Here is a 16,428-nt window from a genome sequence, read left to right on the forward strand (position 1 = left end):
TCTATTGCTTTTTCGCCGGCGGAGCCGACGGTGTGCCCGCCGTATTATTGCTTGAGTTGGTCAAGCGCTTCACTCTGGCTTGCAGAGCTGCAATCTGCTGATCCCTTACCGGAACCGAGTCCTTCATAAGCATGGTCGCATCAGCAGCAATTTTCGGCGTCATTTTCTCCATCACTTTTGCCCGGTCATCCGTCTTCATTGCATTTAAAATGAGTACCATCTCCGGAAGCTCCATATTTTGCAGGATTGGAGCGGCTTTGCTCGGTGACATTTTGGTATACATGGATGCCAAGTCTTTAATTTCGGCCGTATATTGTTCCTCGGTCAGCTCAGGGTTTTCAGCATTTTGAGCCAGCTCATCCACTTTGGACTGAAGCTCCGAAATTTTCGCTTCCTGTGTGCTTTGCTCGCCAAGCGCCTTTTTCAGTTCGGCTTCTTTTGCAGCAAGCTTATTTTGAAGATCCTTCACCTGATCGTTGGTTCCCTCTGCTTTTTCGTCTTGCCCTTCATTTGTCTCTTCTGCCAGCTTCGCTTTATTAGGACCATCCGGGAGCAAGTTCCCGATCAGCGGAATCTGGTTGCCGACATCCAGCATCTTGCCCCGAATATCCGGACTAAAAACCGCAAGGATGACAGCCAGCAGAACGACCGTAAAGAGGAGCGGCGTAATGAAGAAAAGCAGCCTCTCAAATACGCTGTAACTTCTTTCTTCTTCTAAATCCGACATGCGATCCCCCTCCGCTTGTTGTCGCTCCGGCGCACTTTTCGTTTAACGCGCTGCCGTCTTGAAACGGACGGACGCAATTTCATCCAGTTCGTTCTGCTCTTTCAGCAGGACCACCTGACTAAATCGGCCATAGGCATTTTCCTTAGCCTTCAGCCATACCTTCTCATCCATCATTTTCTCCGAGAGATAACTTTTGCTGCGATCCACTTCCGCCTTGGCTGCCTTGACATCACCTGATTTACGGATAATGGATTCTTCCAAATGCTCCACATACTGCTGCATAACCCGAAGTTCTGACAAGGCTACCAGCGTGGCAGATGCCTGCAGGAGCTTGTCCGCCCAATGCTGCTTCTCCGCCTCCAGCTGCTCGAGCGACTGCTCTTCAAGCTGAAGCTTGCCAACTGCGACGGACAGCAACCATTCCGCCTGGGTCTTTTGGCTTGTTTTCAGATCAACAATCTTCTGGTAAGGATACCGGTACTTGCCCATTAGCCTGTTCATCTCCTGTAAAAGTCAATCATTAGGCGCTGCTTTGCTTCCTCGAAGTCTACCTTTTCCGTTGTTTTCTGCTGTGTGAATCCCCGAATCGTATCGATGTATTGAATCGCCCGGTCAATCTCTGCATTGGAGCCTGACTGGTAGGCGCCGATGTTAATCAAATCCTCTGAATCCCTGAAGGTGGCAAGCAAGCTTTTCAGCTCATTCGCCGCATCCTGATGCTCCTCGGCCACAATCTCCTTCATGACACGGCTGACCGACTGCAGCACATCAATTGCCGGGAAATGTCCCTTGTGCGCCAATGACCGGCTTAGGACGATATGCCCATCAAGAATCCCCCGGACTGCATCCGCTATCGGCTCATTCATATCATCACCGTCGACAAGTACCGTATAAAATGCCGTAATGGAGCCTGTCGGCCCGGTTCCGGCCCTCTCCAGCAGCTTGGGCAGCTCCGCAAATACGGAAGGTGTATACCCCCTTGTTGCCGGCGGCTCCCCAATCGCAAGTCCTACCTCGCGGAGCGCCATTGCATACCGTGTGACGGAATCCATCATCAACATGACGTTCAGTCCACGGTCACGGAAATACTCCGCGATCGTCGTTGCAATCAGCGCCCCTTTCATCCGGATCAGTGCCGGCTGGTCTGAGGTGGCAACAATAACGACCGATCGGGCCAAACCTTCGGGACCCAGATCCTTCTCAATAAACTCCAGTACCTCGCGTCCCCGCTCTCCGATAAGCGCAATAACGTTGACATCTGCCGAAGTATTGCGTGCAATCATGCCGAGCAATGTACTCTTACCGACACCTGATCCGGCAAAAATGCCAACCCGCTGGCCCTGCCCTACAGTCAGCAGTCCGTCAATAGCCCGGACACCGATGCTTAGCGGGTCCTTGACCCTTGGCCGCATCAGCGGGTTGCCCGGCTGATTGTAGGTGGAGTAGTGCGGCATCCGGGTAGGGATGTGCGAGCCGTCAAGCGGCTGCCCGAGCCCGTCAAGCACCTTGCCAAGCAACTCGGAACCGACCTGGATCGTAAGCGGCTTGCCCGTTCCTACGACATCACAACCGGGACCAATGGCATGCAAATCCCCAAGCGGCATTAAAATAACTTTGTTGTCACGGAAGCCCACAACCTCTGCTTTTAACGGCTTGGTTGATTTGGCCGGATAAATGTAACACAAATCACCTACGCTGGCGTCCGGCCCTTCCGATTCAACAGTCAGTCCGATGACCTGAGTAACCTTGCCATTAACCCGAACCGGGTCGATCGTCCGCAAATGCTCGATATAGCGTGAGGTGTCAAGCCTGCTCATCCGTACCCCTCCGCTCTTCACCTTGAATCGCAAGCTGAATCAGTTCCCGCTTAATTTCCTCAAGCTGCGTATCGATTCGGGCATCAATGCTTCCATACATCGAGCGGATGACACAGCCATGGCCTTTGACGGATACATCAGGAAGAATTTGCAATTCAGCCTGGGAGTCAATTGCCAGTGAAAGCTCTTCCCGTGCCGCTTCCATAAAGGCAAGCTGATCAGGTGCCACACAAAGAGCAATCATCCCCTGCTCTCTTCTGCGGGATAGCGACTTCACGACGAGTTCAAGAGCCCAATCTGGTGCGGCAGTTAATTGCTTGCCGATGATTTTCTCCGAGATCGAGCAGCTAAGCTCCACCAGGAAAGGCTCAGCCTCCTGAATAATTTCTTCCCGGCTTCTGTAAGCCTGCTCCAGAAGCGCCTTCGCATCCTCTATCTGCTGCGCCCACTGCCTGCTATTGTCTTCCTCGGCATGAACAAGCCCTTCCTGATAACCTTGATCATATCCCTGCTTGCGCAAGCTCTCTTCAAGCTGCTCATCCTCGGCGCGGCGCTCGCTCCACCATTGCCCGATCTGTTCCTTCGCCGCCTGCAGCATCTGTTCCGCCTCGGCAGCAGCCTGCTCCAGCCGCTCTTTCGCATAGGATTCTGCATCCTCTATGATTTGATCTCTGAGCTGTCTGGTCTGCAGTTCTTCTTCTGTCGGCAAGTAATGCTCCAGCGGCTGCTCGCTTTCCTGATGGGCGGCAAAAGCATACCGCTTCTCCGTCTGGAGCTTCTTGAGATCCTCCATTGCTACGACATGGGCTGACTTGATCAGGTTAGACAATGATGTCGTCACCTCCGCCGCGAGCGATAATAATCTCTCCGGATTCCTCTAGTCTGCGAATGGTAGCTACGATGCGAGTCTGTGCTTCCTCCACATCACGAAGCCGCACAGGTCCCATAAATTCCATTTCCTCTTTGAATGTTTCCGACATCCGTTTGGACATATTGCGGAAAATAGCTTCCCGCACCTCTTCGCTTGCCACCTTGAGCGCCAACTGGAGGTCCGAGCTTTCAATATCACGGATAATGCGTTGAATCGAACGGTTGTCGATGTTGACGATGTCCTCAAATACAAACATGCGTTTCTTGATTTCTTCTGCCAGCTCCGGATCCTGAATCTCAAGCGAATCCAGAATGGTACGCTCTGTACCGCGATCGACGCCATTGAGGATCTGCACGATGGACTCGATTCCGCCCGCAGTCGTGTAATCCTGGGTAACGGTCGCGGAAAGTTTCTGCTCCAGCACTCGTTCCACCTGTGCAATTACCTCTGGTGAAGTGCTGTCCATCAGGGCGATTCTGCGGGCTACATCGGCCTGCTTATCCTGTGGGAGCGAAGACAGAATCGCTGACGATTGCTCTGACTGAAGATAAGACAATACAAGTGCAATGGTCTGGGAATTCTCATTTTGTATAAAGTTCAAAATCTGGGTTGGCTCTGCCTTCCTGGCAAAGTCAAACGGCCTGACCTGCAGTGTAGCGGTAAGACGATTAAGAACCTCCATTGCTTTCGACTCGCCCAAAGCCTTCTCAAGAATCGTCTTCGCATAAGCGATACCGCCTTGAGAGATATACTCCTGGGCCATACATATCTGATGAAACTCGGCAAGGATTGTCTCCTTCTCTCCTCCGTCCACCTTGCGGACGTTGGCAATTTCCAGCGTCAGCTGCTCAATCTCCTCTTCTCTCAAATGCTTGAAGATTTGTGCGGATACCTCAGGTCCCAGCGTAATGAGCAGAATGGCAGCTTTTTGTCTGCCGGACAAGCCCTGCATTGTCTTAGCCAATACTTCCACCTCTATTCATCAACAAGCCATGTCCGCAGCAGATTGACAAATTCCTCCGGCTTACGTTTTGCAAGCTCCTCCAATTGCTTGCGAACCTGACTTTCACTCGTCTCGCTGTCAAGGTCAATTGTCGGATACTCGACCCTGGGTTGTTCAAAATATTCTTCTTCATCATCGATGTTTGATTGTTTGCGCCGGCGGTTAATAAGATATACAGCACCTCCGCCCACAAGCAGGGCAGCGAGGCCAATACCTGCCATCCACGGCCATGATAAGCCGCTGGCAGCCGTCGTATCTTGAGGTCCGGCATAAGATTGAGCAAAAATTGAAACCTTTTTGCCCATTAATACGTCATCATCTATGTTCTGTCCTGAATCGGAAAGCTGTGCTCTGACAAAAGGAATCAGATAATTGGAAATTTCCTGACGCTGCTCATCCGTCAGCTGTGCAGTCTCGATCCCTACACTTACAGACAAATCCTTGACCACAAAAGGACCGGAGACAATATTATTTGTAATGCGGCTTACATCGTAGTTGGTCGTACGCGAAGCTTCTTCGCTGTTTGTTGACCTTCCATCTGTTGCCTGATATCCCGGAACATCGGTTTCACCTGTTCCAACCACGCCGCCTGCAGGGGCATCTCCGCCTGTTGACGAACGACTTGATTCGGTTTCGCTAATGATAATTCCCCGGTTGTCATTGTCCTCGAGCGGTTGAACGAGCGTCTGCGTCGAGTTCTTTTGGTCAAAGTTCAATGTGGCAGCCACGCTGATGACGACCTTGTCAGCCCCATAGAAGCGGCCCAAAAACTCTTTGATGCTTTTGCGCACTTCTTCTTTGAACTTTCTTTCGATCTGGAATTGCGTATCCACTGGCTGGGTCGACATACCTGTACCGGCAAGCTTGCTTGAAGCAAACAGCTCGGATTGTTGGCTTGAGATGGTAATGTCCTCCGTCGCCAGATTTGGAATAGCCGTCTTAACCAGATTGTAGTACCCGTCTATCGCTTCCTGGGTAGGACGATAGCCCGGTTTGAATGTCAGTACAACAGAAGCCGAAGCCGGCTCCTTGCCATTCGGATTAATAAAGATGCTCTCCTCCGGCAGATTAATAAGCACATTGGATTTCTGTATTCCTTCCATGCTGTTAAGCATACGCTGAATTTCGCCGTTCAGCGCATTGCGATACATGACGTTGAACTCATTCTCTGTCCGACCAAAGGCCGAGGACCCTTGACCGAAGGCATCAAAGCCTATGGAACCGTTCTGGACCAGTCCTTGCGAACCAACATCCACCCTTACCTTGGCTGCATTTGCGGCTGGTACGGAAATGGTTGTGCCATTTGCACCAAGCTTGTACTCAATTTTGTTGCTGTCCAGATATTGTGTAATCGAAGCTGCGTCGGCAGCATCCAAATCCTGAAAAACCAGCTCGTATTCGGTCCGTGAAAAAATCAGAACCAGCAAAACAATGCTGATGATGAAAAAGCCAAGTGTTGCGCCCAACAGCATTCTCTTTGTTTTGCTCAATTGCGTCCAATACTGGGAAACCCGGTCCCTGTATTGGGTAACCTTTTCGTTCACAATTTCACCCCACCCAGCTCCTTGCCTTATTGTATGCTGTGATTATTACACCTGCATCCGCATCATTTCCTGGTAAGCCTCAACGACTTTGTTGCGGATCTGGGCCGTAAGCTGCAAGCTGAGCTGAGCCTGTTCGGAGACAACCATGACTTCCGACACATCTGCCTGTCCGATAATAAAACGGTCTGTTACTTTATGTACGGCTTTCTCCTGTTCACTTACTCCGTCAATCGCTTTTTTCAGAAAATCTCCGAAGTTTGCGGTGACTTCTGCCGGCGTGTTCTCGCCCTTCTTCACTTCAGTCGTAGCTTTTATTGCAGAGGAGAATGGGCTTAAGCCTGCTTTCACATTTTCAATCATGAAATAATTCCTCCGAATCCTGTTCTGTTATTATTTCCCGATCTCCAGGGCCTTGGTAAACATTGCTTTGGTCGCATTCAGCGCTGTTACATTCGCCTCATACGAGCGAGTTGCCGAGATCATATCTACCATTTCCTTGAGAATATCCACGTTTGGCAGTTTGACATATCCTTCTGCATCCGCATCAGGATGACTTGGGTTATACACCAGCTTCGGCGGTGTCCGGTCCTCCATGATCTGTGAGACCTTTACGCCGCCCTGGGACTTGCTTCCGCCATCTATCTCCCTTTTCAGCGTATCCGCAAAGGAAGGACGAATCTGTTCCATGACGGTGAGTTTACGTGCATATGGTTCAAACTGCCCATTCACTACCTTCCCCCTTGTCGTTTCCGCATTGGCAATGTTAGAGGATATCACATCCATTCTTAATCTTTGGGCCGTTAAGGCCGAAGCGCTGGCGTCAAACCCATTCGATAGTCTCATTGTCAGCTTCTCCCTTCAATGGCAGTCCGGATCATCCTGATATCGTGGCTAACCTGATGTATAAGCGCGTTGTAACGAAGCTGGTTCTTGGCAAGCAGCGACATTTCCCGGTCAATATCCACATTGTTCACGTTGTTGTTCATGACCGATATTTCATCCGTCTCTACTCCTATCCGTAAAGGACCTGTCTGTCCGCCGGCTCCCAAATGTTTGGGATTTGTTCGCTTCAGTGGTAGATTAGCCCCATCTGATTTGCCCATTTCCTGTTCCAGATACTTCTCAAATACGACTTCCGAACGTTTAAAATAGGGTGTATCCGCGTTCGCCACATTGTTAGAAATAACCTGTTGGCGTAATTCGGCGGCCCGCACTGCTCCATTCAGTCTCTGAAAATTAGAACCGTTTAATAAATTCACGGACAAGCCTCGCTCTCTCTGTTATTCTTTGTAGTAATTCAACAGATTGACCTACTTTCCTTCTTTCTTCGACAAATTATTATTAAAAAAATGAGAACGAAATGTCGAATTTTCGTCTCATCATTATGTTCCATAATTTTGAATTCTTTAACAATAAGCAAAAAGCCCTATCTTTGTTTCAAGATAGGGCGTTCAAGGGAAAATAGACCTGTTTTTCAGGCTTTTATTTTTGCCAACTCCTGCATAAGCTGTACATTTAGTATTTTGATATAGGTTCCCTTCATTCCCAGGGAACGTGTTTCAATCACACCCGCACTCTCCAGCTTGCGCAGCGCATTGACGATGACAGAGCGGGTAATCCCGACACGGTCGGCAATTTTGGAAGCAACCAGAAGACCTTCTTTTTCTCCCAGCTCTTCGAAAATATGATCCACTGCCTCCAGTTCGCTAAAAGATAGCGAATTGACGGCTACCGTCACCGCTGCCCGGCTGCGTGCCTCCAGTTCAATCTCCTCGGCACGCTCGCGCAAAATTTCCATACCGACGATCGTAGACCCGTATTCAGCCAATATCAGATCGCTATCATCGAAGATACCTTCACTGCGTGTTAAAATTAGCGTCCCAAGACGGTCTCCCCCGCCTTGAATCGGGACGACCGTCATCACGCCATGCTTGGAAATCTCAGGGAACACCTGTGCAATCCCCATTTCAGGCACAACATTGGTCACCGTTTCCTGCACAGACAAGAACCGTTCGTTACTCTCCTGCGGGAACCTCAAATCGGCAGCAGAAGCCGCCTTCAGCTTTTCATGCTCCCAGACTCCGGCTGCCGCACAGCCCAAAATTTTGCCTCTGCGGCTGACTACGAATACATCGGCCTGAATCGTCGAGCACAAGACCTCTGCCATTTCTCTGAAATTAAGCGCCTTACCGGCGGCCCGCTGGAGCAACCGATTCAACGTTCGTGTTTTTGCAAGTAAGGTCATACCAAATCCTCCTACTACTCTTTCCGGGGAACACTATCCGCTATAATATATATTGGCTCAAATCACGGTTTTGCGCAATATCCCCGACCTTATCCCGAACATATTCCGGCGTAATCGTCATCTGTTCAAGATTCAAATCCGGCGCCTCGAACGAGAGATCCTCGAGCAGCTTCTCCAGAATCGTATGAAGTCTGCGCGCACCAATATTTTCTGTATTCCGGTTCACATCTGCAGCAATACCGGCTATTTCCCGGATAGAATCCTCTGAAAAATCAATTGTAATGCCCTCAGTCTCGAGCAGGGCAGAATATTGCTTGGTCAATGCATTTTTAGGCTCAGTCAAAATTTTCACGAAATCTTCAAGCGACAAATCGCTCAGCTCCACCCGGATCGGGAAGCGGCCCTGAAGCTCAGGAATGAGATCAGAAGGCTTGGCGATATGGAATGCGCCTGCGGCGATAAACAGTACATAATCCGTCTTTACCGGGCCATATTTAGTCATGACGGTAGAACCCTCTACAATCGGTAAAATATCGCGCTGTACGCCTTCACGGGACACGTCTGGCCCTGATCCGCGGGACGGGCTGGCAATTTTGTCGATCTCATCGATAAAAATCATGCCCGACTGCTCGGCACGGTTCACGGACTCCTGGATGACATCATCCATATCAATGAGCTTGTTCGCTTCCTCTTGCGTAAGCACTTTGCGTGCTTCCTTTACCGTCAGCTTGCGCTTCTTGAACCGCTTGGGCATGAGTTGGCCGAACATCTCCTGCATGTTCATGCCCATCCCTTCTCCGCCTTGTCCGGAGAGCATATCTAGCATATTTGGGGCATTGTCCTCGACTTCGATCTCTACAAGCTCAGACTCGAGCTGACCGGCCTCCAGCTGCCACTTGACCTGTCTTCTGCGCTCAATAATCGTATTGTCCGTCTCAGGCTCTTCCTGTTCCTGCTGCTGTTGCTGTCCGAAAATCATCTCCAGCGGGTTGCGCTGGGACTTTGCCTTCTTGTCGGAAGGAACCAGGATTGAAACCAATCTTTCATTAGCCAGCTTCTCCGCCTTGTCCTTGACGGCTTCTGTCTTCTCCGCCTTGACCATGCGGATCGCTGTCTCAACCAGATCGCGAACCATCGATTCCACATCACGGCCCACGTAGCCGACTTCGGTAAATTTCGTTGCTTCTACCTTGACGAACGGGGCATTGACAAGCTTGGCAAGCCTGCGGGCGATCTCGGTTTTACCGACCCCTGTCGGCCCGATCATCAAAATATTTTTAGGCATAATTTCATCACGCAGCGATTCTTCCAGCCGGCTGCGGCGATAACGGTTTCTCAGAGCGATAGCCACTGACCGTTTGGCCAGTTTTTGACCGACAATATATTTGTCCAGCTCCGCGACAATCTGGCGCGGCGTCAACGCTTCATTTCCCATCCAGTATCCCTCCGTATTAGCTCCGGCTAGTTATAGTTAAAACTAATTTGAATGAATAACTTTGAGCAAGGCTCATTCAACTTATGATAGATATATTGTATATTATATTTCTTCAACAATAATGTTATGGTTGGTATAGACGCAAATTTCTGCGGCAATTTCAAGTGAAGCCTTAGCTACTTCCTTGGCTTCCATATCCGTAGCATGACGGGTAAGCGCCCGGGCAGCAGACATCGCAAAGCTGCCTCCTGAGCCAATCGCCACAATGCCGTCATCAGGTTCAATAATCTCCCCGTTGCCGGAAATCAGCAGCATGCCTTTGGCGTCCATGACGATCATCATCGCTTCCAGCCTTCTAAGCACCCGGTCCGAGCGCCAGTCCTTAGCCATTTCTACCGCAGCCCGCTGCAAATTGCCGTGATGCTCCTCCAGCTTGCCCTCAAATTTCTCGAACAGTGTAATCGCATCAGCAACAGAGCCGGCAAAACCGGCTACAACCTGACCACGAAATAGTCTGCGAACCTTTTTAGCAGAATTCTTCATGATCATGTTGCTGCCAAAAGTCACCTGGCCGTCCCCGGCAATTGCGCCCTTGCCATTGCAGCGTACGGCACAAATCGTGGTAGCATGAAACTGCATTTCCATCTCTATTCCTCCCTTGTCCGGCTAGTGCTTTATCAGTTAAACGTTGGAACCAAGAGCCAGCTGCTCAGCCTTGAATTGCTGCAATGTCTCAAGCGCACGGCTGGCAATTGCTTCATTCTTTTCCTTCTTGTTGCGGATCTTGGAGCCGAGCGGCGGGAACAGGCCGAAATTGGCATTCATCGGCTGAAAGTGCTTGAAGTCCGCAGTCGTAATATATTCAGCCATACTGCCAAGCGTTGTCTCCGCAGGGAACACAACAGGGTCCAGCCCCTGGGCAAGACGGCCGGCATTAATACCGGCAATAAGGCCGGAAGCTGCTGATTCTACGTAGCCTTCCACACCCGTCATCTGACCGGCGAAGAACAGATTGCTGCGGTCTTTGAACTGGTACGTCGCATTCAAAAGTCTCGGAGAATTGATAAATGTATTGCGGTGCATGACCCCAAACCGGACAAATTCCGCATTTTCAAGGCCAGGGATCAGGGAAAATACTTTCTTCTGCTCGCCCCATTTCAGATGCGTCTGGAAGCCCACTAAATTATAGAGCGTCCCGGCAGCATTATCCTGTCTAAGCTGAACTACCGCGTAAGGCAGCTTGCCTGTGTGCGGATTGACAAGGCCTACCGGCTTCATCGCCCCGAACAACAGTGTCTGCTTGCCACGGCTGGCAATCACCTCAACAGGCATGCAGCCCTCAAAGTAAATTTCCTTCTCGAAATCTTTAAGCTCCGCCTTCTCAGCGGTAATAAGCGCCTCATAGAACGCTTCGAACTCTTCCTCTGTCATCGGGCAGTTCAAATAGGCTGCTTCTCCCTTATCATAACGGGAAGCCAAATAGACCTTGCTCATATCGATTGAATCCTTCTCGACAATCGGTGCAGCCGCGTCATAGAAGTAGAAATATTCTTCTCCCATCAGATCCTTGATCTGCTGGGAGAGGGCCGGGGAAGTGAGTGGTCCTGTCGCAATGACAACAATGCCGTCCTGCGGAATCTCCGTTACTTCTTCTGCGCGCACGTCGACAAGCGGATGCTCGTGCAGCGAAGTTGTAACTGCGGAGGAGAAGCCGTCACGGTCTACAGCGAGCGCTCCCCCTGCCGGAACAGCATGCTTGTCGGCACTGCCCAATATTAGCGATCCGAGCTGGCGCATTTCCTCTTTCAGCACGCCTACTGCATTGGTCAAGCCGTTGGCCCGCAGACTGTTGCTGCAAACAAGCTCTGCAAATTTATCTGTATGGTGCGCAGGTGTACGCGTGGTAGGTCTCATCTCATACAATGTGACCGGTACGCCTTGGGAAGCGATTTGCCAGGCAGCTTCGCTTCCTGCCAGTCCGGCACCAATTACGGTTACTCTTTTTTGCTCAATCAACGATTTTCTCCTGCCTTTCTGTTGCTCCAAACCCGCCAGTCCCTGTCTGCATTAGCAAGCAAACAGGGCTTAGGTATGTTATTCTGCCTGTTCCTGTTCGTCAGGCAGCTCTTCTGTATGGTCACATCCGGTACACTGGATTCTGCCGCCGCTGCGGTTGCGCTTTTCGATCATCACATTGCCGCATTTCGGACACGGCTTGCTGACCGGCTTATCCCAGGACACATAATCACAGCCCGGATATTGGTCGCAGCCATAGAAGATGCGTCCTTTTTTGCTGCGGCGTTCGATAATTTTGCCTTCCTTGCATTTCGGACAGGTTACACCGATGTCTTTGATAATCGGCTTCGTGTTGCGGCAGTCCGGGAAACCGGAGCAGGCAAGAAACTTGCCGAAGCGACCCATCTTGTACACCATATGCTTGCCGCATTTCTCACACAGCTCATCGGATACTTCATCCTGGATCTCGATTTCCTTCATCTCTTCCTCAGCGACTTCCAGCCGCTTCTCAAAGGAAGTATAGAAGGAGCCAAGCACCTTGACCCAGTCCTCCGTCCCCTCTTCAACGTGGTCCAAATCGCCTTCCATATGTGCAGTAAATTCTGCATCAAGAATTTCCGGGAAGAACTCTTCCATGAGCTGAATAACCAGGTCTCCAAGCTCTGTCGGCATAAACTTCTTTTCTTCAATCGCCACATAACCACGCTTCTGGATCGTCTCCAGCGTCGGGGCATAGGTGCTTGGCCGTCCAATGCCCAGCTCCTCCAGCGTACGAACAAGCCTTGCCTCGGTATAACGCGGAGGAGGCTGTGTAAAGTGCTGCTTAGGCTCAATCTCCTGCTTTTTCGCTACATTCTGCTCGGCAAGAGGCGGAAGGAACTTTTCGTCATCTGTTGCCGTTCCATCATCATTGCCCTCGACATAGACCTTCATGAAGCCCGGGAATTTCAGCTTCGAGCCGGTCGCTCTATAGATAGCCGCGCCACAGGACAAATCGACCGTCATTGTATCCAGCACAGCCGATTCCATCTGGCTGGCGATGAACCGCTCCCATACCAGCTTGTATAGCCGGAACTGGTCACGGCTTAAAAACGGCTTCATGGTATCAGGGTCCCGCAGCACGGACGTAGGGCGGATCGCTTCATGCGCATCTTGAGCGCCTGCACTCTTCTTTGTATAAGTACGGTATTGCTCAGGAGCATACTCCGCGCCGTATTTTTCCTGAATAAATGCTTTCGCTTCCTCCTGGGCAACAGGAGAAATGCGGGTAGAGTCCGTCCTCATATACGTTATCAGACCGACAGTTCCCTCTTTGCCAAGCTCAACACCCTCATACAGCTGCTGGGCCACTGACATAGTCTTGGCTGCGCGGAATCCGAGCTTGCGGGCAGCCTCCTGCTGCAGGGAGCTTGTAATAAACGGCGGAGCAGGATGCCGTTGACGCTCCTTCTCCTTCACCTGCTGTACGACAAATTCGGAGTCTCCCATTGCAGCGAGAACTTCATTTACATCACTCTCACTGGAAAGCTCACGCTTCTCGCCATTAAGTTTGTAGAACTTCGCTTCAAATTCGGATTTGTTATGAATCAGCTTGGCCGTAATCGACCAGTATTCTTCCGGAACAAACTCATCGATTTCATTCTCCCGGTCGATAATAAGTTTAACAGCTACCGATTGCACACGTCCGGCAGACAGTCCCTTTTTAACCTTTTTCCACAATAGCGGACTAATCTTATAGCCAACCAGACGGTCCAATATCCGGCGGGCCTGCTGAGCGTTGACCAGATCCATATTAATTTTGCGCGGCGTCTTGAAGGCATCCTTGACTGCCTGCTTCGTAATTTCGTTGAATACGACCCGGCATTCCGCTGTATCATCCAGTTCCAGATAATGAGCCAAATGCCAGGCGATTGCTTCCCCTTCACGATCGGGGTCAGCCGCGAGATATACTTTTTTTACTTTTTTCCGGGCGTCCTTCAGTTCCTTAAGAACGCTTCCTTTGCCTCGGATTGTAATATATTTGGGATTAAAATCATTTTCGACCTCAACGCCAATCTGACTTTTTGGCAGATCCCGAATATGGCCCATGGAGGCCTTGACAATATATTTGCTGCCCAAATATTTGCCGATTGTTTTTGCTTTGGCCGGTGATTCTACAATTACCAGTGAATCCGCCATTGATGCGTCCTCCTCTCTGTCTCACTTTTCATAGGTTTCATAGTTCCTGTTCATATCCATGTTTGGTTGGTAACAAGCTGCTTGCCCGAGTTTAGCGGCAATCAGATTCATTCAGCGGACGGCATCGTTCCGGTGCAATTGCTTAAACAAGCCATTAAACTGTTAAAAGCTGCTGCCCGGCACCGGCTATCTGACGCTGCCGCTTCGGTTTATAAAGCACTATATATAGAACCTGCGTGCTGTTCAACTCTTTGTTTTATAGATAAATTTATCAGAACTGCATGCAAAAGTCCAAATGTCAGCCCCGAACGCTCATGAAGCTCATCTGCGGTACTGGGTTTATCCTGAATTAATTCCAATACTTTCTTCTCCTCAGATGACAGTTCAACCAGCTCCTGGCACACCGCAGTCTGTACAGGTTGCAGCTTCGTCAGTATATCCTCACGGAAACGGAATTCTTCCATTATATCCTCCGCTCCCATTGTAAGCTTGGCTCCCGAGTCCTTGATCAGACGATTGGTTCCTTTGCTTTTAGGCGAATTAACCTGGCCTGGAACGGCAAACAGCTCACGGTTCATCTCTTGGGCGAAAGTCGCTGTAATGAGTGAACCGCTCTGCTCGGCAGCCTCTACGACCAGCGTTCCGCTGGAAAGGCCTGCTATAATGCGATTCCGCTGCGGGAACAGGCCGGGATGCAGTCTTGTGCCTAACGGGTATTCAGAGACAATGAGGCCGTCTTGAGCAATTTGTCTGTACAGCGCACGGTTCTCGGGAGGATATATAATATCTACCGGAGTGCCGAGCACCGCAACTGTTGAAGCTTCATGCCCTACCGCACCCTCATGTGCAATCCGGTCAATTCCTTTCGCCAGCCCGCTTACAACTGTAAACCCTAATGCTGCCAATTGTCCAGCCAAACTTAATGCAATCTGCCTGCCATAGGAACTGGGAAGCCGGGTTCCAACCATGGCAATCGACGGGCGATGCAGCAACTCACTGCGGCCAATCAAATACAATACCCAGGGCGGACGCACCGTCTGCTTCAGAAGAACAGGATATTCCGGGTCCAGAATAGTAAGAACCCCAGTCCCAAGACGTATATAACGCTGCTCTGCTTCAACAAGAATGCCATCTTGCAATGCCTTGCGCCATGATGCAAGCTGCTTGCTGTCAAGTCCCGCCTCCAGCCATTCCCGGTCACTGAAATCAAGTGCCAGATGGAGGCATGTGCCTTTATTTGTATAACAGATTACCTTATTTATCGTATGCCAGGCAATTCCCTTCGTCTCGTTAAGCCCGATCAGAATTGCTCTTGCCATCGCTGTATTGTTATGCATGTGCATATGCGGAGCCCTCCAATCAGGTCCGCCAGCATTCTTTTCCTATTGTGCTTGACAAATGCCAAGAATGCAAGCGGACGCATTATATTTTGTTTAACTTTTCAGAATTTAAAAAATGCTTGCCAATTCTTTATTCAGGCGGAAACACTCGCAAATACTGCCCCGGCCGTTTTAAAATACCGATAAGAATCGTTCTTAGTGAACAATCCAGGTATCTGATTTTTTGAGCAATAAAAAAGCAGCCTTTCATCCCTTGTAAGGGAAATGAAAGACTGCTTGTCTTTGCTTGCAATTAATAATTACACTTCATGGGTGATGCATTTATCCAGCAGACCTTGCTCTTCCAACGCTTTTACGAGTGTAGAGCCCATATCTGAAGGCGTTGGGGCAACCTTGATGCCGCAAGCTTCCAGTGTGGCGATTTTCTCAGCTGCTGTACCTTTTCCGCCGGAGATGATCGCACCTGCATGGCCCATACGTTTGCCTGGAGGAGCTGTTGCGCCGCCAATAAAACCGACAACCGGCTTTTTCATGTTCGCCTTGATCCATTCGGCTGCTTCTTCCTCAGCCGTTCCGCCGATTTCACCAATCATGATCACCGCGTACGTATCCGGATCTTCGTTGAACAGGTTCAAAATATCGATGAATTCAGAGCCCTTAACCGGGTCGCCGCCGATACCGATTGCGGAGGACTGGCCAATACCGCGTGTGGAAAGCTGGTGTACAGCTTCGTAAGTCAGGGTTCCGCTGCGGGAAACAACACCTACATGGCCTTTTTTATGAATATAGCCCGGCATAATGCCGATTTTGCACTCATCTGGTGTGATAACGCCCGGACAGTTAGGCCCGATCAGGCGGGTTTTCTTGCCTTCCAAATAACGCTTCACTTTAACCATATCGAGCACTGGAATACCTTCTGTAATACAGATTGCCAGCTCAAATTCCGCATCTACCGCTTCCATAATCGCATCGGCTGCAAATGCCGGCGGGACATAGATAACTGTTGCCGTCGCGCCAGTAGCTGCCTTGGCTTCGGATACGGTATTAAAAACTGGAAGAGAAACTGCTTCACCGTTCTCCAGGGTGATTTCAACCGTCGTTCCACCCTTGCCCGGCGAAGTACCGCCGACCATTTGCGTACCGTAGTCCAACGCGCCTTTTGCATGGAACAAGGCGGTTTTGCCTGTAATGCCTTGCGTAATGACTTTCGTATCTTTACTTACCAAAATGCTCATCGAAGGCTCACATCCCC

Annotated in this window: 16 protein-coding genes; all 16 read right to left on the reverse strand. The window is 50.3% G+C overall.

Going from position 1 to position 16,428, the window contains the following annotated elements; all coding sequences use genetic code 11:
* Position 1: 1 nt before the first annotated feature.
* Positions 2-727 carry a MotE family protein gene (locus H583_RS33215; protein WP_051236537.1) on the reverse strand — a complete coding sequence of 242 codons (726 nt, stop codon included), beginning with the start codon at positions 725-727 and terminating at the stop codon, positions 2-4.
* Between the two features lie 42 nt (positions 728-769).
* Positions 770-1,216, reverse strand: a complete 447-nt coding sequence (fliJ, locus tag H583_RS0116520; RefSeq protein WP_028561432.1) for a flagellar export protein FliJ — start codon at positions 1,214-1,216, stop codon at positions 770-772.
* Between the two features lie 8 nt (positions 1,217-1,224).
* Positions 1,225-2,544 carry a flagellar protein export ATPase FliI gene (gene fliI, locus H583_RS0116525; RefSeq protein WP_028561433.1) on the reverse strand — a complete coding sequence of 440 codons (1,320 nt, stop codon included), beginning with the start codon at positions 2,542-2,544 and terminating at the stop codon, positions 1,225-1,227.
* Positions 2,531-3,373: a FliH/SctL family protein gene (locus H583_RS0116530; protein ID WP_028561434.1), complete on the reverse strand. Its 843-nt coding sequence runs from the start codon at positions 3,371-3,373 to the stop codon at positions 2,531-2,533. Before H583_RS0116530 ends, fliI begins: the two co-directional genes overlap by 14 nt.
* Positions 3,366-4,367 carry a flagellar motor switch protein FliG gene (gene fliG / locus H583_RS0116535; protein ID WP_425414533.1) on the reverse strand — a complete coding sequence of 334 codons (1,002 nt, stop codon included), beginning with the start codon at positions 4,365-4,367 and terminating at the stop codon, positions 3,366-3,368. Before fliG ends, H583_RS0116530 begins: the two co-directional genes overlap by 8 nt.
* Positions 4,368-4,390: 23 nt before the next feature.
* Positions 4,391-5,962 carry a flagellar basal-body MS-ring/collar protein FliF gene (gene fliF, locus H583_RS0116540; protein WP_028561436.1) on the reverse strand — a complete coding sequence of 524 codons (1,572 nt, stop codon included), beginning with the start codon at positions 5,960-5,962 and terminating at the stop codon, positions 4,391-4,393.
* 45 nt (positions 5,963-6,007) lie between these two features.
* A complete protein-coding gene (gene fliE / locus H583_RS0116545; protein WP_028561437.1) occupies positions 6,008-6,322 on the reverse strand; it encodes a flagellar hook-basal body complex protein FliE in 315 nt (104 codons plus the stop codon).
* Between the two features lie 30 nt (positions 6,323-6,352).
* Complete coding sequence (flgC, locus tag H583_RS0116550) at positions 6,353-6,805, reverse strand: flagellar basal body rod protein FlgC (protein WP_028561438.1); 453 nt, start codon at positions 6,803-6,805, stop codon at positions 6,353-6,355.
* A gap of 2 nt (positions 6,806-6,807) precedes the next feature.
* Positions 6,808-7,221, reverse strand: coding sequence for a flagellar basal body rod protein FlgB (flgB, locus tag H583_RS0116555; protein WP_028561439.1), 414 nt, complete (start codon positions 7,219-7,221; stop codon positions 6,808-6,810).
* Between the two features lie 215 nt (positions 7,222-7,436).
* Positions 7,437-8,207 (reverse strand): GTP-sensing pleiotropic transcriptional regulator CodY, encoded by a 771-nt coding sequence (codY, locus tag H583_RS0116560; RefSeq protein WP_028561440.1) that lies wholly within the window; start codon positions 8,205-8,207, stop codon positions 7,437-7,439.
* A gap of 40 nt (positions 8,208-8,247) precedes the next feature.
* Positions 8,248-9,642, reverse strand: coding sequence for an ATP-dependent protease ATPase subunit HslU (hslU, locus tag H583_RS0116565; RefSeq protein WP_028561441.1), 1,395 nt, complete (start codon positions 9,640-9,642; stop codon positions 8,248-8,250).
* A gap of 102 nt (positions 9,643-9,744) precedes the next feature.
* Entirely contained in the window at positions 9,745-10,287 is a 543-nt protein-coding gene (gene hslV, locus H583_RS0116570; RefSeq protein WP_028561442.1) for an ATP-dependent protease subunit HslV, read from the reverse strand.
* A gap of 36 nt (positions 10,288-10,323) precedes the next feature.
* Entirely contained in the window at positions 10,324-11,658 is a 1,335-nt protein-coding gene (gene trmFO / locus H583_RS0116575) for an FADH(2)-oxidizing methylenetetrahydrofolate--tRNA-(uracil(54)-C(5))-methyltransferase TrmFO (protein WP_028561443.1), read from the reverse strand.
* Between the two features lie 78 nt (positions 11,659-11,736).
* The gene (gene topA / locus H583_RS0116580; protein WP_028561444.1) at positions 11,737-13,836 is read right to left on the reverse strand and encodes a type I DNA topoisomerase; all 2,100 of its coding nucleotides are present in this window, start codon (positions 13,834-13,836) and stop codon (positions 11,737-11,739) included.
* Positions 13,837-14,045: 209 nt separating this feature from the next.
* Positions 14,046-15,179: a DNA-processing protein DprA gene (dprA, locus tag H583_RS0116585; RefSeq protein ID WP_051236538.1), complete on the reverse strand. Its 1,134-nt coding sequence runs from the start codon at positions 15,177-15,179 to the stop codon at positions 14,046-14,048.
* 296 nt (positions 15,180-15,475) lie between these two features.
* Positions 15,476-16,411: a succinate--CoA ligase subunit alpha gene (sucD, locus tag H583_RS0116590; protein ID WP_028561446.1), complete on the reverse strand. Its 936-nt coding sequence runs from the start codon at positions 16,409-16,411 to the stop codon at positions 15,476-15,478.
* Positions 16,412-16,428: the final 17 nt, after the last annotated feature.

It is taken from the genome of Paenibacillus pinihumi DSM 23905 = JCM 16419 (genome assembly GCF_000422505.1).
GTDB lineage: Bacteria > Bacillota > Bacilli > Paenibacillales > Paenibacillaceae > Paenibacillus_D > Paenibacillus_D pinihumi.